Below are 22,577 nucleotides of genomic sequence, written 5' to 3'. Positions count from 1 at the left end.
AAAGGAAAAGAGCTAACGCACTGAAATTCGTCATTGGGGCCCGTCTGCTCGCCTTGCACGCGCACGACTGACTTGGGACCGACAGTGGACCGGCTGCTAGAGGCAAGTAGTGCTGATAGCTGCCGATGACCCCAAGCTGCGCCTAGTCGACTGTGTGGCTCGGAGCCTCGATCGGACGAAAAGATAGTCCTTCGAGCGTCGGGCGCAAGTCTTAGTTGCACAGCCGCCGTTTTGGATTATCTATTGATAATGCAGTGGTGGGGGCGCCAATGGACAATGCGACGCTTGGTCGGCTACGGGAACTTTTGCTACCCGACGATTTTGAGATCGAACTCGAACACCGAGGTGTGGTCATTCGTCGTCTGAGGTCTCGCAGAAAGGTCGTAGCCGCCTCATTCGAGCCCTTGAGATTTCGTGGAGCCACATGCCGTCGAGCACTAGCCACGTTGGAAGATGGTAGCAGGTTTGTGCTCGAGTTTGCCTCCTTTGGTGACGACTATGCCGATATTGCACCGGCGAACATTTTGCGGGGGACGCCCCTCGTCGAGGGGGATCGTCTGAACTGGGAGCGGGTAGCTTTCCAACGAGGTGGAGGAGATCTCCCCGTTGCCCGGATGGAAGAATGTCGCGCGGCCTGGAGATCTTCTGGCATTAGCTATCGAAGTGAGAGACTCGCTGGCGATGGCGAAGTGCTGACGCCTGGTCTGCGGCTGCCGCAGTCCGGCGCTTTGCATGCAATAGCTGCTCATTGGACAACCGGAACGGACCGCGCGCTTGTGGTCATGCCGACCGGAACCGGCAAGACCGAGGTAATGATCGCGGCAGCCGTAGAAGCCGCGTGTGACCGCGTGCTGATCATAGTCCCGAGCGACGCCCTTCGCTTGCAGACCGCTGATCGCTTTGCTTCCTACAGCGTGCTGGAGAAGCTCGGAACCGTAGTAGGGGTTCCCAACCCCGTGGTTGGAATCCTCTCGTCCAGACCGACGCCGGAGCAGTTCGCAGCGGTTGGGGCATGCAACGTCGTGGTCGCCACGATGAGCGCCATCGGATTGGCGGGTGAGGAAACGCAGAAGCAATTCGCCGCGCTGTTCTCCCACATCTTCTTCGATGAGGCCCATCATATCGAGGCAGCGACATGGAAGCGGTTTCAAAAGGTCATCGGTCGCGCCAATGTGCTGTTGTTTACCGCGACGCCCTTCCGGGAAGACGGCAAAGCCCTCGACGGTAAGCTGATCTATGAGTTCCCCCTGTCGTTGGCGCAAGAACGCGGGTTCTTTCAATCAATCCGGTTCAAGGAGGTATTCCAGCCCAACGGTCTTCGTTCCGATGCGTCGATCGCTGAAGCCGCGGTAGGGGTATTGCGAGAGGATCTAGATGCTGGTTTCGACCATATATTGATGGCCCGGGCGAACACAATCGACGCGGCCGAAGATCTGTATCGCCAAGTTTACGCGCGTTATGACGACCTGCAGCCCATCGTGATCCATAGTCGGACTCCTAATCGCCAAGCTGTATTGTCGGATATCAAGGCTAGAAGGCACCGAATTGTCGTATGTGTCGACATGTTTGGCGAGGGTTTCGATCTCCCGCAGCTGAAGATTGCTGCGCTACATAGTCCGCATAAGAGCTTGGGCATAACCTTGCAGTTCATAGGGCGCTTCGCGCGGACGACTGCAAACGTCGGGCAGGCGACGTTCATTGCAAACACCGCCGAAGACGGCGTGCCGGAAGCCCTCGAAAGCCTTTATCTGGAGGATGCCGACTGGAATTCGCTCCTGTCGGACATGAGTTTCAATGCGATAGACCCAATGGCCAAGCTTTCCGATCTAGTCGATCGACTGGAGACTCCACCAGCAGCCCCTGATGAGGATTTGGATATCTCGACACTGGCGCTGCGACCCAAGCTCAGCACCCAGGTGTATCGGACAGAGCAATTCGAGCCCGGGAGATACGCTAAGGCTTTCCGGGCCGCGCAAAAGGTTCACCAGCCGCTCATCAGCCTGCGTGACAACTTCCTCGTCCTAGTGGTCAATCAAAAGGATGGCATCGACTGGACCGACTCGAAGGACATCTCGATCGACAGTTGGGACCTTTTCATCGCGAAGTACGATCCCGAACTGCAACTGCTCTACATCCACAGTTCGAGGAAAGGAGACGCCGGTGGTTCTCTAGCGAAGGCGATCTCCACAAATCCCGTGCTCATCAAGGAGGAGGAGGTGTTCAAGGCCTTCAGCGGCCTTCAGCGCTTGGTCCTGCACAACGTTGGTCTCTCCAGCCTTAGTCGGAATGTCCGGTACCAGATGTTTGCCGGATTGGACGTTCGGAACGCAGTCGACCCGCTCCAACAGCAATCCAAGCGGAAGTCCAACATTACTGGCGTTGGCTACGAGGATGGAGCCCGGGTCAGCGTGGGTTGCTCTCGTAAGGGCAAAATATGGTCGCTGACATCTGGCACGCTCACGGACTGGATCGATTGGTGCGAGGGGATTGGCAGGAAGCTGGTCGATCCGAACGCTCGCCATGATGACTTCCTTCGGCACACCCTAATTCCCCGAGCGATCATCGAACTACCGGATAGCGAAGCACTGTTGGTGGACTGGCCCGATCAGCTCTTCGAGAGTTCGACGTTCCGGTTTGAAGTCCTCATCGGCGGCACCAAGTTTGGCTTTCACGACTGCGGGCTCGACCTGGTCGAGTGGGTGCCTGGAAACAGCTTTGTTTTCGTCCTAAAGGCCGGCGAGGAAATATCCATTACGCTAAGGCTGACTCTGCGGGCGGAGACCCCCGACCTAGACGGGTATCTGGTTGAGAAACTGGATGGACCCGACGCCGAAATTGACGCAGCGGGAGACCGTAAGCCCGTTCAGGACTTTTTTCAGTCCAACCCTCCGCTGGTGCGACTGGCAGACGGTTCGCAGCTGTCGGGCAACATCCTTCTCAAGCCACAGGAGGACCTTCCCGAACTCTATGACCTCGCGAACATATCGTTCTTGGACTGGAACGGCGTTGATCTGCGGAAGGAAAGCCGTTGGAAAGACGGCGTCTATCGCGCGGATTCGATCCAACAGCGGTTCGTTGAGGGTCTGCTGGAAGGCCCGTCGACCTTCATCATTGACGACGATGATACGGGTGAGAGTGCCGACGTGGTGGCGATCGAAGAGACCGATGACACCATCGTCGTTTCATTTTGGCATCTGAAGTACGCCGAGGGGGAAATTGGGCGAAGGGCCAGCGATCTCTACGTGGTGTGCGGCCAAGCCCAGAAGAGCGTGAAGTGGACGTGGAGCTTGAAAAACCTTATCAACCACCTCACCGTAAGAGAAACGTCGCACCTCAAAGGCAGGGACACCCGTTTCCTTCGAGGTACTCCCAGCGAACTAACCACCCTTCGCAAAGCTTCACGGCGTAAGTTCGTCGAATATCGCATCGGCATCGTTCAGCCGGGGCTGAATGGGGAGAATATTCCCAATGAACACCTCGCCCTTCTCGCGGCGACCAGCAGCTTCATTCAGACGGTAACCGGACGACCTCTTCTGACTGTAGCGAACCGTATCGAACGCTAAAGTGGTCTGACTACCGCCTCCCCGTCGCACGCATGGTCTGCGTTAGCGCGTGACCACTAAGAGCAATCGGAGACCGGTAACTTGCCTGGGGCTAGGCGGCGCGCACGAGCGGTTTGGGGTTGAACAGGAATGGCACTTTCGGCCCTGACTCTCGGAACGGTGCCCGCAATCGATCGCGAAGCTCACCACTGATCTCGGCCGTTCGAACCTGCATGAGCATGTGAGCGCCATGGAGCGTCCAGCGCATCTGTTGCTTCGTGATCATCCGTAAGCGGCAAGCCGGGGCCGTTCAGGCGGCGTAGTTCCACGGCATGATCGCGTCAATATCGCTGCTGGGCCATCCATTTGCGAGGCGCTCAAGTGTCTGGGTAAGCCAGGCTTGCGGATCGACGGCATTCATTTTTGCTGTCTGCAGGAGTGTCGCGATCGTAGCCCAGGTCCTGGCGCCGACACCGGCGCGGAGACCCTGGCACGGGCCATGACAATAATCGAGACAGCAAAAATGAACGGCATCGATCCGCAGGCCTACCTGGCCGACGTGCTCGACCGTATCCATGATCACAAGATCAATCGGCTCGATGAACTGCTGCCGTGGAACTGGCGGCCTGCAGCCATCACATGTGCCGAGGCCGCCTGATGGCAACGATAACCCATGTGTTCACCATCAACCATGTCGCGGAAATGCTCGAAGAGGATCCAGAATTCCTTCTGGCCATCGTCAGAAACTCCGACAATCTGACCTATAATACGGCAAAGTGCTATTTCTCATCGATTTGCATACCTAATTTATTCGCTGGCCTGTGATGCCAGGCGGATAGATCGCGATGATGGCCTTCTTTCGAAGTTCAAAGGCCGAGCTTGAATGCCCGTTCAGCCATCGCGACACCGGGGCGATCAGATCGTCGTTCGGTTTGGTCTCGACGGCCCGCCCCAGAATATCAATCCGTCGGCCGGCGAACGAGACATCATCCGGGTGCTTCCCGAACTTCGATACGCCGAAATCTGCAGTCCATCGCGCCCGCACGGGGAAGGGCTTGTCTAAGCCGCCCTTGAAGAAAGCCCAAATGTCAATGTCCTTAAGCCCTGTTTGTCTGTCCAGGAAATGCAAAGCTCCCCCTTGGGCCAAGGCAAGGACGAGCAGGCGTTCACGGTACTGCCCGGCAACAGGTGCTCTGTGATAGACTTCGGAAAGTCTGGCAAGGACCTTGCTTGCAAAGGCATGCAAGTCAACCATTTCAATCGTCTCATATGATCTATGGTTTGAGCTCGTCATTATTCTCCCTTTGTACCTTCGTCAAAGATCATGCTGCGAAGATCCTCGACAGAGAGCCAGTCAGTCTTAGCGTGGATCATGCGGTGGCAGTTGGCACATACGAACCGAAGATTTTGCGGATCGGTAATTGCTCCGTCCTCAGGGTAAGAAGACAACGGAACATCGTGATGAACTTCGATATAGTCGCGTCCGCGGTCACCGTATGTTTTATGGAAATCGAAACCGCATGCTTCGCATTTCCATGGTTTCGGGGACGACCGCCTTTTAAACAGTGCTATCCCGGCCTTCCGCTCTCGAACGAGATGCGTGACCAGCTTCTTCCTTCCCTCAAACGATGGCGGCGGCGGCTCCATTACCATCAGTTCTATGATTTCGTCGTCCAGAGGATCTTCCTGACGGAAGGCCTGGAGAACTTGAGCCAGAAAACCTGCCCGTTGATGGGGGTCGGGCTTCCACCACTGGGCTTGCCCCATCCAGCCTCTTCCCCTTTCAAGACGGATCGTCCGCTTAGGGGAAGGGACAAGCAGCGCGTCGTCGTTCGCGCATCGGGCACGGAAGGTCTTAGTCTCCGTCTTGGATGATGCAAGGCTCACCCGTTCTCTGTACAGCCTAGCATTTCGATAGAAGCCGACTACACGTCTGCCACCCTCGGTGGGATGGGTAGCCACCCAAACGATGTTGATCCCGTCAACGTAGTCATCGCCGGGGAGGGCACCGAATCGATCGATGTTGATCTTGCGATCGATCTCGCCCTTGATCGTCTCGACGTGGCCGTAGGTGAAGCCGCTCTTCGTCGGCTCGAAATTGTAGATTTCGCCCCCCGTTCCGGTTTGTTTGGGGTACTTACCACCGTTAAAAAGCCTGTCGCCGTTCTGAAAGCCGCGATAGTGGTCCATCCAGCCGATACCTAGGAACACGAACATCTTTAAACCTTCAGACTCAGAATGTTGAGCATCTCTAAACATTTCTCGTCGGCAGGGAATAGCTAGTTGCTATCAAACCACAGGTAGTGATTTCACCATTGCCAGGCATTTGGATTGGCCAGACGGCGAAACCTGACAAGATAACGGTCCTTTGATTGCAGTTCCCTTGAAACACTTGATCGACCGCCGCACATTTCGCAGCGTGAGATTGTCGTTTGCGCAGTGAGTGGATCGCCGCGACAGAAATCGAGATTCAGCACCTCCCGCAGCGTACCGTATCCGCTCAATTGGTCGTGCGGCGCCGAACCACTCTTGACCTGATCGCAAACAGGTTGAATCTTCCGCAAGGGTTGGGGCGTATTCACATGTTCAGATTGCTTGCGGCACTTATGATATCAGGGGCACTGGCTACCGCCGCCCACGCAGATCTCCTTCGGACGGGCGGCGACCGGTGGGCTGTAATAGCGAGCACGCGAGACCTCGACAACGCCATCGGAATTGCGAACCTTTACAGGCACCGTTTTGATGATGTTCGCGTGGCGGAGTCGGCGAACGGTTGGTTCGCTGTAATTGCGGGACCGGTGTTAATCCCACAGGGAGCCAAAGCAGCACGCCAAAAATTATGGAGCGATGGAGGCTTGCCCGAGGACTTATTTCTTAGCAACGGACGGAGCTTCATCCGAACAGCCTGGAGTTCGCCAGAAGCTCCTGCCATCCAGACATGGTCCTACAAGGGTGGCCAGCCCTTGATTTTTGAGGCCGGGGGCATGGAGATCGAAGCATCTAGTGTTGCCGAGGGCGATATTCGGTATCCCACGATCACACTTCGCAAAGCTGGACAGGTGCTCTTCAAGGAAGTTCTGAAGGGCGCCGAACTTTCTGCGGACAGCATGAATTCTGAGGTTCGGGTCGCTTGGCTCGACCGGTCGGCGGTCGAACCACAGATCATCTTTTCCTCCTATTGGAATGGAGCACATTGCTGCACCGTTTCAAAAATACTTACGAACAACGGTGCTAGCTGGAGAAGCGTTGAGGGAGCGACCCTTGACGGTGGAGGATACCAACTGGAGGATATTGATGGCGATGGCAGCGTCGAACTGCTTAGCGCCGACAATTCCTTTCTTTATGCATTCGCCCCCTACGTCTTCTCATCGGCCCCCGTGACGATAGCGAAACTTGACGGGATCCACTTGGTTGATGTGCGGTGGAATCCTGACTTCCGCCCATACTACCGCCGCGAACTCTTCGGATGGGAATACCGCGCAAAGTTAGATCCAGAACTCTGGCGTAAAAATGGTTTCCTGGGCGCCTGGTTGGCATTGAAGTCGGTGCTCGGCGAGGCAGAACAAGCCTGGACCGTGGTTTTGGAAAACTACGACCGCTCAAGCGACTGGCCACTGGCGATATGTGACGGCCCTCTCATCGAAGGAGTATGTCCAGAGGAAACCAAGCGCGAGGTAAACTTCCCGGAGGCGTTGCGTGACCATCTTTCGCGAAATGGATATCTAGGCCCGCAAACGGCAACAGCAAAAGAAGCATCAAAACCGTCTGAGCAAGCATCCTCCTCCGACGATACCACAGCCGCGGCGACTGCTCCGAAGCGCGTTTCAAGTGCCGGAACAGGATTCTTCGTTTCAGATCAGGGTCATTTCGTTACCAATCACCACGTGATCAAAGACTGCCGCGCGATCGATGCTCGACGCCCCGGTCAATTGAAGCAGCCCGCAAGCATAGTGGCAGTGGACCCTACAAACGATCTTGCTTTGCTCCGCGTAGAGGCCGGTAAGGGGGCATTTGCGCCTGTGCGGGTGGAGACACGATTAGGAGAGGCTGTCGCGGTCTTCGGCTACCCACTTTCCCATGTTTTGGCGAGCGGAGGCAACTTCACCCTCGGGAATGTCACGGCGTTAGCTGGCCTTGGCAACGATACCCGTTTCATTCAGATATCGGCTCCCGTCCAACCAGGCAACAGTGGTGGCCCACTACTCGATATCTACGGAAACGTCATTGGAGTCGTGACGTCAAAACTCGACGCCGTAGCTGCACTTGCCGCAACCGGCGATATTCCTCAGAACGTCAATTTCGCCCTGCGCGGATCAAGCCTTTACGCTTTCCTGCTCTCATACGGTATCTCTCCGGCAGCAGCATTGAATGAGACCAAGTTAGAAGCGCCGGACCTTGCAGAACGTGCGACTGCCTTCAGCGTGGCGGTCACATGCGAATGATCTGATATTGCTGTCGTTTTGCATTTAATCGCGAGACTCCGAATCCAATGTTTTCAACAAGATAGCGCGGCACGTAAATTGAGATTGGGCACTTAATTTGAGAACCTAGCTTCGATTTTGGCACTTAATGTGAGAATCGCCACCGTGGAAAACATGGCTACCTGCGGTCAAGCTTCATCTGAAAATGCCAAATATCACAAAAGGTTATGGCCGGATCGGACGGCGTCAAGTGCCGAAAGTCGCACCAAGAAATCTCAAATTAAGTGCCATCACCTGCCGGAACGGGCGAATTCTTACGTTTAAGTGCGAAACGACAGCTGGCACAACACCGCCGGATGAATTCGACTTCACTTTACCGCAAGATACTGACTTATTCGCAGCGATCTTCCGCAACACGGACGACGGGTCCGCTTGGTCACTCAATGATGTTTGGCAGGAAGTCCAAGCGGCACTGAATCCCTTCGGCGACACTGCAAAGGGCGCGCCGGAGAGGATGAAACTGCGTACTCTTATATGATTGTTTTCGCTATGTAATCTACGTCGTTTCCCAAAGGCGTCGGACAGCTTTCATCGTAGCCATCGCCTGCAGCCGGCAGGCCGGAATGTTCTTTTCACTGTCGCTATCGGGGGATGGTCCCCGTTCTCCGCAAAATACAGCAACGGCACCATTGTTGCCGCCAGAAGGGTGCGGGACATGAACAACCGGCGTGCCGCCGAGATGATAGGAATAGGCCCGATTGACGTTGTCAAAAAGCGGGTCGCCGCCGAGCATTGTGCGCACTTCATCGACGAAGTCGGCAGTTGCGCCCAGCATCACGACCAGTTCCACGCTGCGGGGTAGCCGGGATAGGTGACTGGCCGCGCAGGCCTTCACGAAAGGCGGGGCGAGCTTGATCGTGCGGGCGGTGATGCTGCTGCCACTCCCGACGAATTTATCGCTGCCCGGATTGGCGTAGGTAACAGTGCAGCGGATGAGAGAAGCAAAACCGAAGACCTTCTCGGTGGGCAGGAACACGGTGTCGATATTCCGGACTTTCTCCAGGACCCCCAGCTCGACGAGCAGCTTTTTCAGGTTGGGCCGCATCGCCTTCTTCTTATCGTTGAAGGGGATGTCCTCGAAGCGGACGGCCTTGCCGCCGGAGTCCAGATAGTCATCGATCAGCCCGTTTTGCTCGGGACCCTTGCTGAAGCCGAGAACAAGGACGCGAGGGGCGGCTGCGCCCCAGTATCCGGGGTTCGCGCGCAATTGCCAGCGATGGCCGCGGACGTTGAAAGACGCTTGTCCCGGTGAATGCCAGTGCGTTTCCCAGTTGTCAAAGCAAGCGCGGCACTCCAGCTCTCCGTGGCTATATGACAATCCCGATGCTCCCCAGCCAGAAACAATACTGATTCGAATCTCGTAGCGACTTGAGATTGTTCGGGAAAGAGCCGGAAAAGAAAGGTTGTTAGCCGACAAGACAAATATCGACTCACTGTCGAGCGGGCTTGAAGCAAATGCGTCAGATATTGTACGGGCTATTTGGTAGATCGACCCGCCGGCCGACCTAAGCTTCAAAGAGAAAAAGAACAAGAATGTTGACGACACAATCCCTCGGACCCCGCGCCTTTCTGAAGTCCCTCGGTTTCGCCCTCGACAAAAGACCGCACCAGATCGATCGTCTCCTTTTGAAGTCACTTTCGCCGGGCGATGCGGAAGCGCTGAGGATGATCTGGTCAACAAGGAACGCGGGATTCTCTGATGGGCTTGGCACATACCTCATCCCGAAGACCTTGAAACAGGCGGCCCTCCAGTTTTCCTATGATTGGCCGCGCGCGGTGGCCACCATGGACTGGTTCGATGAGGTCGTGCGCAGGCTCGGGCCGACCTCCATTGTCGAGATGGGTTGCGGTGCGGGCTTCCTGCTCGGCTTTCTCCGCAACCGAGATCCGGGGGTCCATCTTCAAGGGGTAGATGCCGCAAGGAATCTTGTGGACATAGGTGCTGCTCTTTCCGGGCACGCGCTTATCGCCGGAGACTATCTCGCGGCCAAGCCGGATAGAGCCTACGACCTGATCGTGTGTGATTTCGGGTTCGATATGGCGCGGTTCAAACCGTCGACCACCCCACACTCGATCGCGGCGTGCGCCGGTGCGCAATATTGTCCGGGTTGCAGCGACGATCTCAAAGTGCAATTCGACGCCTACTTGCGGGCCTGGCGCAGGTGGAGCCATGCAGGCAGTCACTTGGCGGTCGCCGGCAGGTTATCCAACTTCGGCATGCTGAGGGCGTTTGTTCTCGCGGCCTCCGATGCCGGCTGGCTACCTTGTTTGCAAGTCAGCACGGTGCTGACGGTAAAGCACGATCAAGACGCGGAGAGATTCCCGGCTCTGCTGTTCGTGCCTGCGGGAGCCGATCCGGAAGCGCCGGACATGGAGGCTATTGCCAGCTTCTTTAACCGCTAGTTCCGGGCGACGCGCGCCGCCGGGTTGAACCGGCAGTCGCCCGAAGGAAAGCTCGGGCGATCCGCAGGGCTTAGTTGGCTTGCCGCTGTTCGAACACTGCGCGAAAGATTGGAGCCGCCGAGAAGGCGTTCGGCCAGCCCACGTAGTGGGCCAGATGACTCAGCGCCTCGGACGCCTCTTTGCGAGCGAGGCCGTTATGGGCCGGCCGGATGCAACGGGGGCGGCGCTGCCGAGAGGCCTGCGGCGGACAAATATCTGGAAGGCATGAAAATTTACGTGCGCGACCTGCTCCGCACGATGGCAGACAGCCCGGCCCAGTACAACGTGCTGGAGCACGATATTGCCCAGGGACGCACAGTAGTCGAAAAATTCATCGCGGCCATGCGCGAGGCTTATCCGCCGGCGCCGTAGGCAAGCACACTGGCCGTGAGCCAGCTTGTGGTCACGACCGGCGGCGGGAGGCTCGGGAAAAATCCGCAAGCCACGACCGTGCCAACGTCCAAACGTACCGTCGCGGTCATGACGACCGAAGCAAAGAAAACACCGGCTCGCAAGAAAAGGACGAGGCGACGGAAACGCGTCGATCCCGTCTATTACATTGTCGAGGTTCAGGAATGGGACTGGAGTTTCTGGTTCGGCGTCAGCAACATGCCGGAGCGCTATGGCCCATACGACGATTATCGTCATCTGGTGTTCTGCGGAAAACTGCTGCGGCCGTCAAAGGTCAAGGCAGAGTCGGTCGAGCTGAGTTTTCTGCCCAATCAGCATCTGAACGAAGGCCAGCGCGAGCGCGATCAGCCGCTCTCAATCGGTCATCTCAGCGTTCATCGCCGCAGCATGTCGGGTGTGTTGTCCATGCCCGCCGATGCGCTGCCGTCGCTGCTGACCATGGCGACTGCCGGTCGTCTGCGCTACGTCGTAATGCAGGGCGAGAAGCTGCACTATGGTCAAGCCAGCCTGAAGAGCTTTCGCTTTGAAATGAAGATCGACGAGGACGATCTGCCGCCGGAAACGTGAGCAATCACGGCAACGAGCCTGACCAGCTTGTGGCCAAGATCACCGGCGCGGGACAATTCATAACAGGTGCAACTCGAACGAAAGGAGTTGCACAATGACAAATCATCCTGCCAACCATTCCGCCGGCCTGATGCTCGACGAGGGTTTCGTAAGACGCGCCATTGCGATGCGTGGCGGCCGGAATCTTGACGGCGAATTCCTGATGGATCTCCTTGAGGCCGGACTGGCCATCATGGAACTGTCGTATGCCAATCATGACGAAAGATGCAGCGATCCCGGCTGTGCCGGATGCCGCATTCGCCGGGGTGAGCAGCCGCGCCCGAGCATGGTGGCCGAGTTCACTGCGGTGCGGACGCACCTGCAGCAGGCGGCAGAAGCGCGCGAGGCCGGCACCAGTCCGGACCGGGAAGTGTCTATCGTGGTTTCAGAGGCGAGCTTGATCTTCATGACCTGGCTGGACAGGCTGCTCCAGCAGCGGGCCTCCGTGGGCCTGCGCATCGTCGGACCGGATATCGACCTGGACCGCTCGGTCGACATGGAAGGCGCGATACGTTTCCTGTCGCATATGCTGGTCGGCACGCACGAGGAAGAGATGGCCGCGTTTGCTGAAGGGCGGCACCCCCTTCTCTTTCCGCCCAGAACGGCGGAGCCGGGACCGACGGTTCAGTAACTGGAACGCAAGCAGATATTCGGGCCGGTGGTGAACGGCCCGGATTGCATTTGACGGATGGCGGTCGTCACCACCATGACGAATAGAACACCATCAAACCGGCCGCGATCGCCTCGCGGGCCTTGGCGACGAACTGCAGATCGTCATCGATCTCGGAGCCATCGGATTCGCCGAAGAAGAAGCCGCTCGTCGGCGGCAGGCTCCGCGACCGGATCGCATTTTCCAGAGCGTCGAGGTCGGCGCTCGTCAGCAGCACGTTCACGCAGTTGAAGGCGTCGTCCTGCCCGCCATTTTCGCGGTAGAGGCCAGCCATGCAGGTTCGGATGCTTGCGCCAGTAGTGGATTTCCACGGCGTCGTTGGTCGTGAAGTCCACCGGTTCTTCCGGCTCGTGAGCGGTCGTGTAGGCGTACATATCCAGTCCCATTTTCTTTTCCTTTCGTTCGTTGTTGATCGTCCCGAAGGACGCGGACGAAAGGCCGGGCGGCATGGGCTGCGGCCGTCATGGTCAACACGGCCCGCCCCTACGGCGGGGTGGTGCGGGCAGACCATTGACGGCAAAGCGCCGTCCGGCAGGACAGCGACTTTCCGAGGGCAACAATGAAACGGTAGGAGATGGGACGAACTATGTGGTTGCGTGGCTCAGCACGTCATCGAGCTTGGTGGCCTTTATGTAACGGGCCGGGTTCTCGCCCAATGCCAGCGCCTTGAAGTGCTCCTCGCCACAGGCGATTTTTGCGGCCTCCTGATCGCGCAGGTCGTCTGTAAAGAGGCTGCCCTTCGTTTCGACGACGAAATACAGGCGCTCCTGTCCATCGATTTGCATCAGCACCGCCCAGTCGGGATTGTAAGTGCCGAGCGGCGTCGGGACTTTGAACCAGCTCGGGAGCTTGGCGTAGACCTTCACCGACTCGTTCTTTTCGAGTTGCTCAGCAAACGTCCGTTCCACTCCGCCAGAATCGTAGATGACATGCTCGAACACCGATTTCTGTGTGTCTTTGAGCATGTTTTTGAGGTAGCCGATCAGTTCCTCCTGCTCGAACAACTCCTGTGCATAAAAGTGCTCGTCGCCGGCGCGCTGATACTTGATGCCGTCCACAAGCGCGAGGCGTTTGGTGCGGTTGATGAGTTCCGCCGCCTGCTCAATGAATGCCTGGGGATTGCGCTTGAAATCGCCAAGCCGGCCGCTGCCGGTCAGGATGGTCACAAGGCTGCGCCGCGTAAGCTGGGTGCGATCCTGCAGGTCGGTCAAAACGTCGGGGAGGACGATATCCCCTTCCTCGATCGTCACCGGCCCGGAGCTGGATGTTTCAGTTGTCAGAACACCGCCTTGGCCGATAGCCAGATCGGCCTTTCGGATCGTTACCCGTGCCTTTGAAATGGGCGGCCCATCGGCGATGGCCTTCGCGCAATCCTTGATGAGCTTGTCGTTATCGAAATGAACGCGATAGGTCGTCTTGTGCTTGATGCGATCCCACAAAGCCTGAAATTCGGCGCTGTGCAGAACGGCCTGCCGCGTTTTTACCGTCACGCGGTCATCGGCATTCTTGATTTCCAGCCTGCCGGCAATCTTGCGCAGGACTTCCTTAATCTGCGGCAGGTGCGCGGCGTGGGCCTCAGGCAGCACAAGGCTCCCGTCTTTCAAGGCTGTGCGCAGCTTGTCCTGCACCTTGCCCTTGCCGTCAATCATACCCTCGCCCTTCAGATAGTCGAAGATGGCCGCCGACTCGTCGAAACCGAGCATGGCGGTGGAGCCGTCATCCTTCGTGATGGGGATGGCTGCGAACTGGTGCTTCTCGACGATGCCGAAACGAATGCCGGTATCGGCCTCGATCTCCTTTTGCAGATTCTCGGCGAAGGCCTCGTAGCTCTCTGTGGCGATAACCGTCAGCGTATTGACCTCGAAGCCGCGCAGCCGCTCGCCCTTCTGGTTCACGCAAAGGCGCAAGCCGCGTCCGATGGTCTGGCGCCGCTCTCTCTCGGTGCCCATGTCGCGCAGTGCGCAGATTTGAAAGACGTTCGGATTGTCCCAGCCTTCCTTGAGGGCGGAATGCGAGAAGATGAATTTGAGCTTCGTGTCGAAGCTCAGCAGCTTCTCCTTGTCCTTCATGATGAGGTTGTAGGCGCGCTCGGCACTGTCCCGGTTTGCCTGATTGTTCTCAGCGGTGTCTGTCCAGCGCTTGTTCTTATCGATGGAGAAATAGCCGTCATGCACCTCCTCCGCCTCGGACGTCACGTCCACTTCTTTGAACAGGCTGGTGAACTCGGGGAGCTTCGCGGCGCGACGATACTCCTCCTCGAAGATTGCCGCATATTTCCCCTTCACGGCGTTGCCGTCCTCATCATACGAGCGGTAGTGCTCGACAGAGTCTATGAAGAACAGGCTCAAGACCTTGATGCCGAGCGGGGCAAGGCGTTTTTCCTTTTCAAGGTGCTCGTGAATCGTGCGGCGGATCATCAGCCGCTTGATGGCGTCGGGGTCAACGTCGCCGATACCCTGGCCCACGGACAGGAACGTTTCAGAGCCGGCGGTCTTTACCTCCAGCAGCGACTGGTCGCCGGCCGGGCGGATTTCGCCAATCCGGCAATCCTTGTAGACGGCGCGCCCTGTCAAATCTTCCAGGTCGTCGCCGTCCTGCACGGTCACGTCCTTGCGGCGGACCTGCTGTCCCTGCTGCACGTCGATCTCTACGCGAGCGGTGATCGCGCCGCGCGTGTTGCTGGCGGAGAGAAAGCGCAGATACGCCTTGTTGTGCCCGCCTTCAACTTCGAGTGAGGCAACCTCGATCTGCTTGACCAGCTTGCGCTCGTAGGCATCCACAGCATCGAGTCGGTAGACCATGTTGTGCTTCTGGATGTGCGTTGCGGAATACCGCAAGGTGCAGAGCGGATGCATTGCGTCTAGCGCCTGCTTGCCCCGGCCCTCAAGACCGCCGTCCACGCTCTGCGGCTCGTCCACGATAAGGACGGGATGTGTCGCCCGGATCAGGTCGATCGGCGCTTCGCCGCCGGTCTTTTCGCTGTCCTTGTAGAGATTGTTCACGTCCTTCTTGTTGATCGCACCGACGGTCACAACCATAATCTGAATGGTCGGACTGGTCGCGAAATTGCGCACTTGGCCAAGCTTGGCTGAGTCATAGAGAAAATAGTCGAACGGCTGGCCGGAATAGAGGCCCTTGAAGTGATCTTCGGTGATCTGGAGCGTCTTATAGACGCCCTCCTTGATCGCAACAGACGGTACGACGATGACGAATTTGGTGAAACCGAACCGCTTGTTCAGCTCGAAAATGGTGCGGAGATAGACATATGTCTTGCCGGTTCCCGTCTCCATTTCTACTGTGAAGTCACCCGAGGTGAGGTTCTCTGACGGTGGCAGCCCGTTGCGGAGTTGGATATTCTTGAGATTGCCGATGATTTCGTCATCGAGCAGCGTCAGGCGGTTGCCAATGCCGAGTTCGTTTTCGACAAGTCCAAGCTCCCCCTGCACGCCGCCGTCAGCACGGCGTGTGACGGTAAATTCGGTGCGGTTGATCTCCTGCCCCTGGAACAGATCGCAGACGGCTTCGATGGCGGTGTGCTGATAGTCGAGGTCGGGCTCAAAATGCAGTTTCATTGCTGCACCTCCCCGATCAGGGCCATGTTCTTGGCGTGACGTTCCCGGTCGAGGTCTTCGTTGGCCGGGACTGCCTCTAGGCTTGCGATGTAGTCTGCGGGAAGTCGGTGCTCTTTTGCGCCAGCGATAACCAGGGCACGATACCACGAGTAAGGTGTTAGCGCCGGATCAGTGGTCGTGGCGACATAAGCCTTTGCCCGGAGCCGGTCGGCCCCGCGAAAAACCTCAATCTCTGTTTCATCGTAGCCCGCCCCCAAGCCCTCGGCTTTGTCGAGGCCGGCCTTCTCGTTGCTGGCGATTTCATACAGCACGCCGAATACAGACGCGTCGGGCCGGTCGGTCTGCACGATGTCGCATTTGCCCGATCCATCCTTGCTTTTCTTGTGCCAGCGAAGCTCGTATCCGCGCAGTTCAGCCACACCAAGGGACTGTACGGATAAGCACCGCTCCCGGATGCGAGCAGTCGGCATGTTAGATCCATAGGCGAAGGTGATGAAACGATCCGCGCTCATTACAGGCTCCTCACGTCGAGGATACCGTTCTGATTCAGAATGGCGGCCATGTTGGTCTTAGCCACATCGTCGGCAAAACCGGAATCCTTGAACACGACGCGGGTATCGACCGCCGGCGCAAGCGCCTTGCGCCAGGCGACGATACCGTTGGCCAGCGCCTCCACCACGTCCTTAGTCAGACCGTCGGCAAGGCAAGCGATCAGCGCGCCGCCACCGATTGAATGGACGGTCTTCCCCGCGATCTCTTTCTTCTCGATCGGAACGCAAAGGTCGAGGCCAAGCTTGAGCAACAGCTCATAGAGAACATCCTGCTCACTACGCCCCTGAATAAGATGCTCGGAATTGGCGAGAAGCGTACCTTCAATGTTGGATGGCTCTGGCTCCCACGCCCGGATGTTAGACTGTGCGAGCTTGAAGACGCGGAAGCCAACGTCGCCCTGGACTAACGGACTCTCAGTTTTGACTTTTGCTCCTGCACGACGCAGCCGTTCCTTCGTCAATTCTGCAATATTGGGGGTTAGATTCAGCGCCTCACAAACGGCGGCTGCAGCCTTCTGGTTTTTGTCGTCTTTGCGAAGAGGCTCGGGCAACTGGACGAGGATGTACCGCCTACGGTTCCCGTCCTCATGGTTCAAACGCATAACGGCTTCGGCCGTCGTTCCTGACCCAGCAAAGAGGTCAAGGACGACGTCGCCATCGCTAGCGCCCATCCGAATACACGTCTTTAGAAACTCTACTGCCTTGGGAAAATCGAACGCCTCACCAGGCATCAGTTGCTTCAAAGCTCGCTTCCCGCTGTCGGTAGAAAACTCTCCCCCTATCCAAATTGATTTGGGTTTCGAAGACCGCTCGATCACATCTTCATCATCCTCACCATCCGGCTCTTCGTCATCATCCACTGCGATGGATGGATCAAGGTAAAGGCGATGTTCTACATCCAGTCTACCGGTACGTTCCGACCGTTTCGGGTGAAGCCAGTCGAGGTGGCCGCGGGCCTTGTCGATTCCCCACCGCCAACGACCCTCGCTGCCGTCGCCTCGCATCGGCAATATTTCGACGTCTGTGTCTGACGTTCGTTCGAGCGAGCATCGACCAGTCGCCTCATCCCAATAGACGGGGAAGAACATTTTCGGGCGATCTTCGCGCTTGTCGGGACCACCGCGCTTGCGCATGTCACGAAGGGCGAATACTTGGCCTTTCTCGTCCTTGAATTTGAAGGCGGCCCGCTGTTCCTCTGTCAGAGGAAGGCCATACGACCGGAAGTCCGGACCCGAGTAAACCAAAGCGTACTCGTGAGCAGCTGCAATGTACTTCTTGTCGTTTCTTCCCTTCATATTGTTTACGACCGAAACATTCGCCACAAACCGTTCTGCCCCAAAAATCTCGTCGCAGATCGTCCGGAGGTTGTGCGCTTCGTTGTCGTCAATTGAGATGAACACCACGCCATCCCTCCTAAGTAGCCCCTTAGCAAGCCGAAGTCGGGGGTAGAGCATATTGAGCCAGTCGGTGTGGAACCGACCGGATGCCTCCGAATTTGAGCTAATCTTCTGTCCGCCCTCGGCCTGCCGCGTAACTTCCAAGTATCGCGATAGGCTGTCGTGGAAACTGTCTGGGTAAACGAAATCCTTGCCGGTATTGTACGGCGGATCGATGTAGATCAGCTTCACCTTGCCAGCGTAACTTTTCTGCAAGAGTTTGAGGACTTCGAGGTTGTCGCCCTCGATCATCAGGTTCTGCGTCGTATCCCAATCAACGCTTTCCTTCGGACACGGCAACAGCGTGCCGGTTGACGGCGTCAAGGCTATCTGGCGCGCCTTGCGCTTGCCGTGCCAGTTGAGGCCGTACTTCTCGTCCCGATCATCGACCGCGCCGCCGAGGAGCTGCTTTAAGACCTCGAAATCAATCCGTCCTTCCCTGAATGCCTCCGGGAACAGCGACCGCAATGCGTCGAGGTTTTCTTCGACGACATCGGCGCTCTTGGTTTCCGGGGCATCCAGTTCCAGTTTCGTGATTCCGTGCATTCGCAGTTTCCCCTTCGTCAAAGGCGTTGCTTGTAGCTGGCGAGTTCAGCTTCGCGGCGCTGAATCTCCAGGTTTAAGTCCACGCGGCGGCCCAGCTGCTTTTCACGCTTCGCCCTGCCGCGCAGGGTGTCGATTTCCTTGGCCAGCCGCGCATGGGCGTCGAGCGCAGCGCGGCGGCGGTCAATCGCAATGGCATCGTCTGTCGCGGCGAACGCGCCCGTCAGGCGGGCCGCATTCAGCGCCTCTATGCGAGCGATCCAGCCCGCATATAGTGCATACAGATCGGATCGCGGCTGCTGCGCCAGCGGCAGGCTTTGCAGGAAGGCGGCCTCGGCGGTGTCTTCCGCTCCCAGACGCAGGCCTGTCGCGGCGACCACCTGGTCGATGACAGTGCGACCGGTCTCATTCAGCGCCCGGCGCTTGTGCGCCGCCGACACCGTGGCGCCGCTTTCATCTGTGGTAATGAGCATGACGGGATACGGGACGGCGCGGTGGATCAACTCGATCAGCCGAGCCGCTTTCGCGCTTGCGCGAAAGGCACAAGCGACAACGGCGATTTCCAGATATTCCCGCGCTTCATCGGTGAAGGCCGGGACGGCGATCGTCGCAGGCTTGCAGGCGGCAAACCATTGCAGCTCGTCGATCCCGTCCTGAATGGCACGTTTATCGGCGGATGTCGGCGCGCCTTGCTCGACCAGCAGTTTCTTCGGCACACGAGCATCGACCCGCGCTCCGGGCGGCAGCCCGAGCGCATCGATGATGGCGCAAATGCTTCCGTCGGCCGTCATGCCGCCTCCGTTTCCGGCAGGATGACGAGGAAGGCCACCACCTCGAAATCGTTGATACCGGCGAACTCGCCTTTCAGGGCGTGTGTGCCGCCGGGCGAAAACAGGCTGGCGACGGCGCGCTCCTCGCTCTTGCCCGCTATGGAAGCAACGGCCCGCGACAGAAGCTTCTGATAGGATTCCATGTCGCGGCCAAACCGCGTCACCTTGTCGAAGCGCGCGCAAGCTCCGGCGTCGGGAAGATCACGGCCGATGCTGAGCTTCTTGAGCCGGTCGAGCACCTGCTTGGCCTGGTTATAGGGCAGCAGCACCTCGCCTTCGTCGCCAACATGCACGACGAAGTGCGGGCTCAGCGGATAGCCCGGCTCCGCCGCGCGCTGCGCCGCGTCGCCGATCGCCCGCAGGCAGAAGATCGCGCCGGGCGGGATCGCGTTTTCGGGGGTGGCAGAATGATTTTCAAGAGCCGGGACGACCGCGTAGGTGCCGGGCGGCAAGGCTTCGAGCCGCTCCCTGTTTTCCTTCAAGTATCCCGCCAGATCGATCCGGAAATCGTTGAGGGTCAAATCCGCGATGGACACGCCGCTCGACAGGTCTTCGAGGTCGATCACCGCGTCCTGCAATTTCTGCAACTGGGCGCGGCGGTACTCCAGATCGTTCATCTGGTTGCCGGCCTGGAACTCGATGACGTTCTCCTCACCGGTGGCGGACACGTCGAGCAGCACCATGCGCCCGCTGACGCGAGATTCGAGATCGAGGTATTCGTCCAGCTCCATGTTGGGCCAGAAATTCACCAGCTGGATGCGGGTGTTGGTGGAACCGATACGGTCGACGCGGCCGAACCGTTGGATGATACGAACCGGATTCCAGTGAATGTCGTAATTGATGAGGAAGTCGCAGTCCTGAAGGTTCTGGCCTTCGGAAATGCAATCGGTGGCGATCAGAAGGTCGATTTCCCCTTCCGCCGCCATCTCCGCCGGTCGTTCCTTGGAACGCGGCGAAAAAGCGCTGAGGATCGAACTCATGTCCGAACGGAGGGCGGAGAGCGTCGCCTTGTTGGCCCCTGTCCCGGTCACAACGGCGGCGTGAATGCCGAGGCTGGATCGCGCCCAGGACGCAAGTTCCCGATACAGATAATCGGCGGTATCGGCAAAGGCTGTAAACAGCAGAATCTTGCGGTTTCCCGTGTTGATCGGCTCATTCAGCTTCTTGGCGATGAGCTGTTTCAGCGCGGCGAGCTTGGCGTCACGGTCGGCGGTGACGGCGCTCGCCGCCGACAACAGGGTCGCCAGCCGGTTGCGGTCCTCGATTAGATCCTGCCGCCAGCGGACGCGATCGACGTCCTGCAACAGCACCTTGACCTTACGGCCGACCAGCAGCGCCTCGAAGGACGGATCGTCGATATCGACACCGTCGATTTCCATTTCATCAACGGACTCGTCATGGGCGTCGATCTTGGCGAGGAGAGCGTTTACGTCGTCCAGCTGACGCTTGATCGTGAGCGCGAAGGACGCAACCGAGCTTTCCATGCGCTTGAGGAGGTTGACCCGCAGCAGGTGGATCAGGCTTTCCTCGCGGTCGACCTGCCGGAAGTAACTCTCGCCGCCACGAATCTTGGTGCTGTACTTCTCGTCGTAGGCGGCCTGCTTGTGCGGTAGAACGTAACGCAGCGGAGCATAGGCGCCGAGCGTGAGGCGCCTGATTTCATTGTTGATCTCGCGGATGGGCCGGAACTCTCCGGCCAGGTCCACGTCCGCCTTGATATTGACCGGCGGGAGCCGGTCGGGAAACTGACCTGTTTCGGCGGTGCCGTAGTAACGCTGCACATGCTTGCGCGACCGGGCGATGGTCAGCAGATCGAGCAGTTTAAAGTAGTCAAAGCCCAGCATGTCCATGAGACGCGACGGTCGACGCTCGTTTTCGGGAAGATCGAGCCAGCGGTTAAACTGCCCCTGGGCCTTGCGGATCGTTGCCTCGATGCTGGCGATGCCGTGATCGAACAGGGCGAGGTCGTTGCCCTCAGTCATGAAGGCGATCTGGTTCTTGAGGTCAGCGAGGCGATTATTGACCGGGGTCGCGGACAGCATCAGCACCTTGGTTTTCACGCCCGCCTTGATGATCCGCTTCATCAGGTGGTCGTAGCGGGTGTCGCGATCTTTGTGCGTCGCCTTGTTCCGGAAATTATGCGACTCGTCGATCACGACGAGGTCGTAGTTGCCCCAGTTGACGTGGGACAAGTCGATGTCGCCTGACAACCCGCCTTCGCGCGACAGGTCCGTATGGTTCAGGACGTCGTAGTTAAAACGGTCGCCGGCAAGGATGTTGCGTTTGTCATTGGCCTTGTAGAGCGTCCAGTTGTCGCGCAGGCGCTTTGGGCAGAGCACCAGAACGCGGTCGTTGCGCAGCTCGTAATATTTGATGACTGCCAGCGCCTCGAAAGTTTTGCCGAGACCGACGCTGTCGGCGATGATGCAGCCGCCAATGCGTTCGAGCTTGTCGATCGCGCCGACGACGCCGTCGCGCTGGAACTTGAAAAGCTTCTTCCAAACAGTCGTGTTGCGGATGCCGGTAGCGGACTTGACGATGCGCTCCTCGTCCAGCTCGTCGCCCAAGTCCTTGAACAGCTCGAACAGGAACTTGAAATACAGCAAGGACGGCGGGCGTTGGGATGCCGCTTCCGCAAGGAAGCATGTGAGCTGCTCGCCGGTCGCGGCCTGCCGCTTCAGGGCCTCCCAATTGACCTGGAACCAGTCGGCAAAGGCCGCGGCTTCTTCGTCGGTGTCGGTCGCCTGCACCAGTCCGAGCTGGTCGCCGGGCGTGATGCCGAGTCCCTCGGTGGTGAAGGCGCATGTGCCGAGCACGGCGCGTCCGACCATCTCGCCGTTGACAACGATCATCGATTGCGGCGGGGCCGCCGCGGCGTGGCGGATTTCAGCGTGGTTCTTGATCCAGTCATTGGCGACTCTGGCAAGCCATCGCCCCTGGAGCTTGCTGCGATAGGCAATGTCGGCGGGGCCGCCGAAAAGCGACTGGGTCAAGGAGTCCTGCTCGCCAAGAAGCAGCCGGACGCGCCCAGGCTTCGCCAGCATCTCGCGCGTCTCGGCAAAAGCGTGAAGCGAAAAGTCTGGCGACATCAGATCAACGGATGCGCCGGAAGCAAGCCAGTCGCGGAGCCGGTCGATGACGCGCTCATTGCCGGTGTTGCGCAGTAATTTCATGCTTCGCCCTTGCCTTCTAGCTGGCGCACCGGAAGTTGCGCAATCTCTTTCCCGGCCTTCTCCTCTGCAACTCGAATGTCGTAGGCGCTCTGGAGATGGAGCCAAAACTCTGGATTATTACCGAACCAGTGACCGAGCCGCAGAGCCGTGTCACCGGTGATATTGCGGCGTCCGTGAATAATCTGCGTCACGCGGTTGGGAGGAACATCAATCAGACGTGATAACTCGGTGGGCGATATATTCAGTTCGGCCAATTCCTTGGCAAGAATTTCTCCGGGATGAACGGCAGACCGGGGCATGTGTCACCTCGCAATGTCGTA

General features: G+C 58.2%; 16 protein-coding genes and 2 pseudogenes. 7 read left to right on the top strand and 11 right to left on the bottom strand.

Going from position 1 to position 22,577, the window contains the following annotated elements; all coding sequences use genetic code 11:
* Nucleotides 1-269 precede the first annotated feature (269 nt).
* Nucleotides 270-3,563, top strand: a complete 3,294-nt coding sequence (locus ASE60_RS04575; RefSeq protein WP_082615733.1) for a DEAD/DEAH box helicase family protein — start codon at nucleotides 270-272, stop codon at nucleotides 3,561-3,563.
* Nucleotides 3,564-3,852: 289 nt separating this feature from the next.
* Here ASE60_RS04575 and ASE60_RS33425 read toward each other — a convergent pair.
* Nucleotides 3,853-4,005 (bottom strand): annotated as a pseudogene (locus ASE60_RS33425) (transposase domain-containing protein); the annotation flags it as partial.
* Nucleotides 4,006-4,044: 39 nt separating this feature from the next.
* Here ASE60_RS33425 and ASE60_RS04570 point away from each other — a divergent pair.
* A pseudogene (locus tag ASE60_RS04570) lies at nucleotides 4,045-4,200 on the top strand (transposase domain-containing protein); the annotation flags it as partial.
* 144 nt (nucleotides 4,201-4,344) lie between these two features.
* Here the strand turns inward: ASE60_RS04570 and ASE60_RS04565 are convergent.
* A complete protein-coding gene (locus ASE60_RS04565; RefSeq protein WP_156414577.1) occupies nucleotides 4,345-4,797 on the bottom strand; it encodes a hypothetical protein in 453 nt (150 codons plus the stop codon).
* Between the two features lie 38 nt (nucleotides 4,798-4,835).
* Nucleotides 4,836-5,759 (bottom strand): HNH endonuclease, encoded by a 924-nt coding sequence (locus ASE60_RS04560; protein ID WP_057248555.1) that lies wholly within the window; start codon nucleotides 5,757-5,759, stop codon nucleotides 4,836-4,838.
* Nucleotides 5,760-5,974: 215 nt separating this feature from the next.
* Between ASE60_RS04560 and ASE60_RS04555 the strand changes: the two genes are divergently transcribed.
* Nucleotides 5,975-7,984 carry a serine protease gene (locus ASE60_RS04555; RefSeq protein ID WP_244495535.1) on the top strand — a complete coding sequence of 670 codons (2,010 nt, stop codon included), beginning with the start codon at nucleotides 5,975-5,977 and terminating at the stop codon, nucleotides 7,982-7,984.
* 535 nt (nucleotides 7,985-8,519) lie between these two features.
* Here ASE60_RS04555 and ASE60_RS04550 read toward each other — a convergent pair.
* Entirely contained in the window at nucleotides 8,520-9,341 is an 822-nt protein-coding gene (locus ASE60_RS04550) for a hypothetical protein (protein ID WP_156414576.1), read from the bottom strand.
* Nucleotides 9,342-9,556: 215 nt separating this feature from the next.
* Here ASE60_RS04550 and ASE60_RS04545 point away from each other — a divergent pair, with 215 nt between their 5' ends.
* From ASE60_RS04545 to ASE60_RS04535, 4 genes are all read left to right on the top strand, one after another.
* On the top strand, nucleotides 9,557-10,426 hold the full coding sequence (locus ASE60_RS04545) for a class I SAM-dependent methyltransferase (RefSeq protein WP_057248553.1): 870 nt from the start codon (nucleotides 9,557-9,559) through the stop codon (nucleotides 10,424-10,426).
* Between the two features lie 264 nt (nucleotides 10,427-10,690).
* On the top strand, nucleotides 10,691-10,837 hold the full coding sequence (locus ASE60_RS34400) for a hypothetical protein (RefSeq protein WP_156414575.1): 147 nt from the start codon (nucleotides 10,691-10,693) through the stop codon (nucleotides 10,835-10,837).
* Nucleotides 10,838-10,852: 15 nt separating this feature from the next.
* Nucleotides 10,853-11,443: a hypothetical protein gene (locus tag ASE60_RS04540; protein ID WP_057248552.1), complete on the top strand. Its 591-nt coding sequence runs from the start codon at nucleotides 10,853-10,855 to the stop codon at nucleotides 11,441-11,443.
* Nucleotides 11,444-11,537: 94 nt separating this feature from the next.
* Nucleotides 11,538-12,113, top strand: coding sequence for a hypothetical protein (locus ASE60_RS04535; RefSeq protein ID WP_057248551.1), 576 nt, complete (start codon nucleotides 11,538-11,540; stop codon nucleotides 12,111-12,113).
* Nucleotides 12,114-12,180: 67 nt separating this feature from the next.
* On the opposite strand, the gene ASE60_RS04530 is transcribed toward ASE60_RS04535, so the two are convergent.
* The 7 genes from ASE60_RS04530 to ASE60_RS04500 all read right to left on the bottom strand — a co-directional run bounded on the left by ASE60_RS04530 (nucleotide 12,181) and on the right by ASE60_RS04500 (nucleotide 22,556).
* On the bottom strand, nucleotides 12,181-12,426 hold the full coding sequence (locus ASE60_RS04530; RefSeq protein WP_200964156.1) for a hypothetical protein: 246 nt from the start codon (nucleotides 12,424-12,426) through the stop codon (nucleotides 12,181-12,183).
* A gap of 310 nt (nucleotides 12,427-12,736) precedes the next feature.
* A complete protein-coding gene (locus tag ASE60_RS04525; RefSeq protein ID WP_082615731.1) occupies nucleotides 12,737-15,724 on the bottom strand; it encodes a DEAD/DEAH box helicase family protein in 2,988 nt (995 codons plus the stop codon).
* Entirely contained in the window at nucleotides 15,721-16,236 is a 516-nt protein-coding gene (locus tag ASE60_RS04520; protein ID WP_057248550.1) for a gamma-glutamylcyclotransferase family protein, read from the bottom strand. Before ASE60_RS04520 ends, ASE60_RS04525 begins: the two co-directional genes overlap by 4 nt.
* Nucleotides 16,236-18,257 (bottom strand): site-specific DNA-methyltransferase, encoded by a 2,022-nt coding sequence (locus ASE60_RS04515; protein ID WP_156414574.1) that lies wholly within the window; start codon nucleotides 18,255-18,257, stop codon nucleotides 16,236-16,238. Before ASE60_RS04515 ends, ASE60_RS04520 begins: the two co-directional genes overlap by 1 nt.
* A 17-nt stretch (nucleotides 18,258-18,274) precedes the next feature.
* The gene (locus ASE60_RS04510; protein ID WP_057248549.1) at nucleotides 18,275-19,045 is read right to left on the bottom strand and encodes a DUF4391 domain-containing protein; all 771 of its coding nucleotides are present in this window, start codon (nucleotides 19,043-19,045) and stop codon (nucleotides 18,275-18,277) included.
* Nucleotides 19,042-22,257, bottom strand: coding sequence for a helicase-related protein (locus tag ASE60_RS04505; protein ID WP_057248548.1), 3,216 nt, complete (start codon nucleotides 22,255-22,257; stop codon nucleotides 19,042-19,044). The genes ASE60_RS04510 and ASE60_RS04505 overlap by 4 nt, the downstream gene beginning before the upstream one ends.
* Nucleotides 22,254-22,556, bottom strand: coding sequence for a HigA family addiction module antitoxin (locus ASE60_RS04500; RefSeq protein ID WP_057248547.1), 303 nt, complete (start codon nucleotides 22,554-22,556; stop codon nucleotides 22,254-22,256). Before ASE60_RS04500 ends, ASE60_RS04505 begins: the two co-directional genes overlap by 4 nt.
* Between the last annotated feature and the right edge of the window lie 21 nt (nucleotides 22,557-22,577).

This window comes from Ensifer sp. Root278, assembly GCF_001429285.1.
Classification (GTDB): Bacteria; Pseudomonadota; Alphaproteobacteria; order Rhizobiales; family Rhizobiaceae; genus Ensifer.
Note: the sequence above shows the minus strand (reverse complement) of the source record. Positions and strands in the feature narration are given on the sequence as shown.

Bases quoted from the DNA above. Each gene is read 5' to 3' on its own strand.
- ASE60_RS04575 (WP_082615733.1), top strand. From the start codon at position 270: ATGGACAATGCGACGCTTGGTCGGCTACGGGAACTTTTGCTACCCGAC.
- ASE60_RS04565 (WP_156414577.1), bottom strand. From the start codon at position 4,797: ATGGTTGACTTGCATGCCTTTGCAAGCAAGGTCCTTGCCAGACTTTCC.
- ASE60_RS04560 (WP_057248555.1), bottom strand. From the start codon at position 5,759: ATGTTCGTGTTCCTAGGTATCGGCTGGATGGACCACTATCGCGGCTTT.
- ASE60_RS04545 (WP_057248553.1), top strand. From the start codon at position 9,557: ATGTTGACGACACAATCCCTCGGACCCCGCGCCTTTCTGAAGTCCCTC.
- ASE60_RS34400 (WP_156414575.1), top strand. From the start codon at position 10,691: ATGAAAATTTACGTGCGCGACCTGCTCCGCACGATGGCAGACAGCCCG.
- ASE60_RS04535 (WP_057248551.1), top strand. From the start codon at position 11,538: ATGACAAATCATCCTGCCAACCATTCCGCCGGCCTGATGCTCGACGAG.
- ASE60_RS04530 (WP_200964156.1), bottom strand. From the start codon at position 12,426: ATGGCTGGCCTCTACCGCGAAAATGGCGGGCAGGACGACGCCTTCAAC.
- ASE60_RS04525 (WP_082615731.1), bottom strand. From the start codon at position 15,724: ATGAAACTGCATTTTGAGCCCGACCTCGACTATCAGCACACCGCCATC.
- ASE60_RS04520 (WP_057248550.1), bottom strand. From the start codon at position 16,236: ATGAGCGCGGATCGTTTCATCACCTTCGCCTATGGATCTAACATGCCG.
- ASE60_RS04515 (WP_156414574.1), bottom strand. From the start codon at position 18,257: ATGCACGGAATCACGAAACTGGAACTGGATGCCCCGGAAACCAAGAGC.
- ASE60_RS04510 (WP_057248549.1), bottom strand. From the start codon at position 19,045: ATGACGGCCGACGGAAGCATTTGCGCCATCATCGATGCGCTCGGGCTG.
- ASE60_RS04505 (WP_057248548.1), bottom strand. From the start codon at position 22,257: ATGAAATTACTGCGCAACACCGGCAATGAGCGCGTCATCGACCGGCTC.
- ASE60_RS04500 (WP_057248547.1), bottom strand. From the start codon at position 22,556: ATGCCCCGGTCTGCCGTTCATCCCGGAGAAATTCTTGCCAAGGAATTG.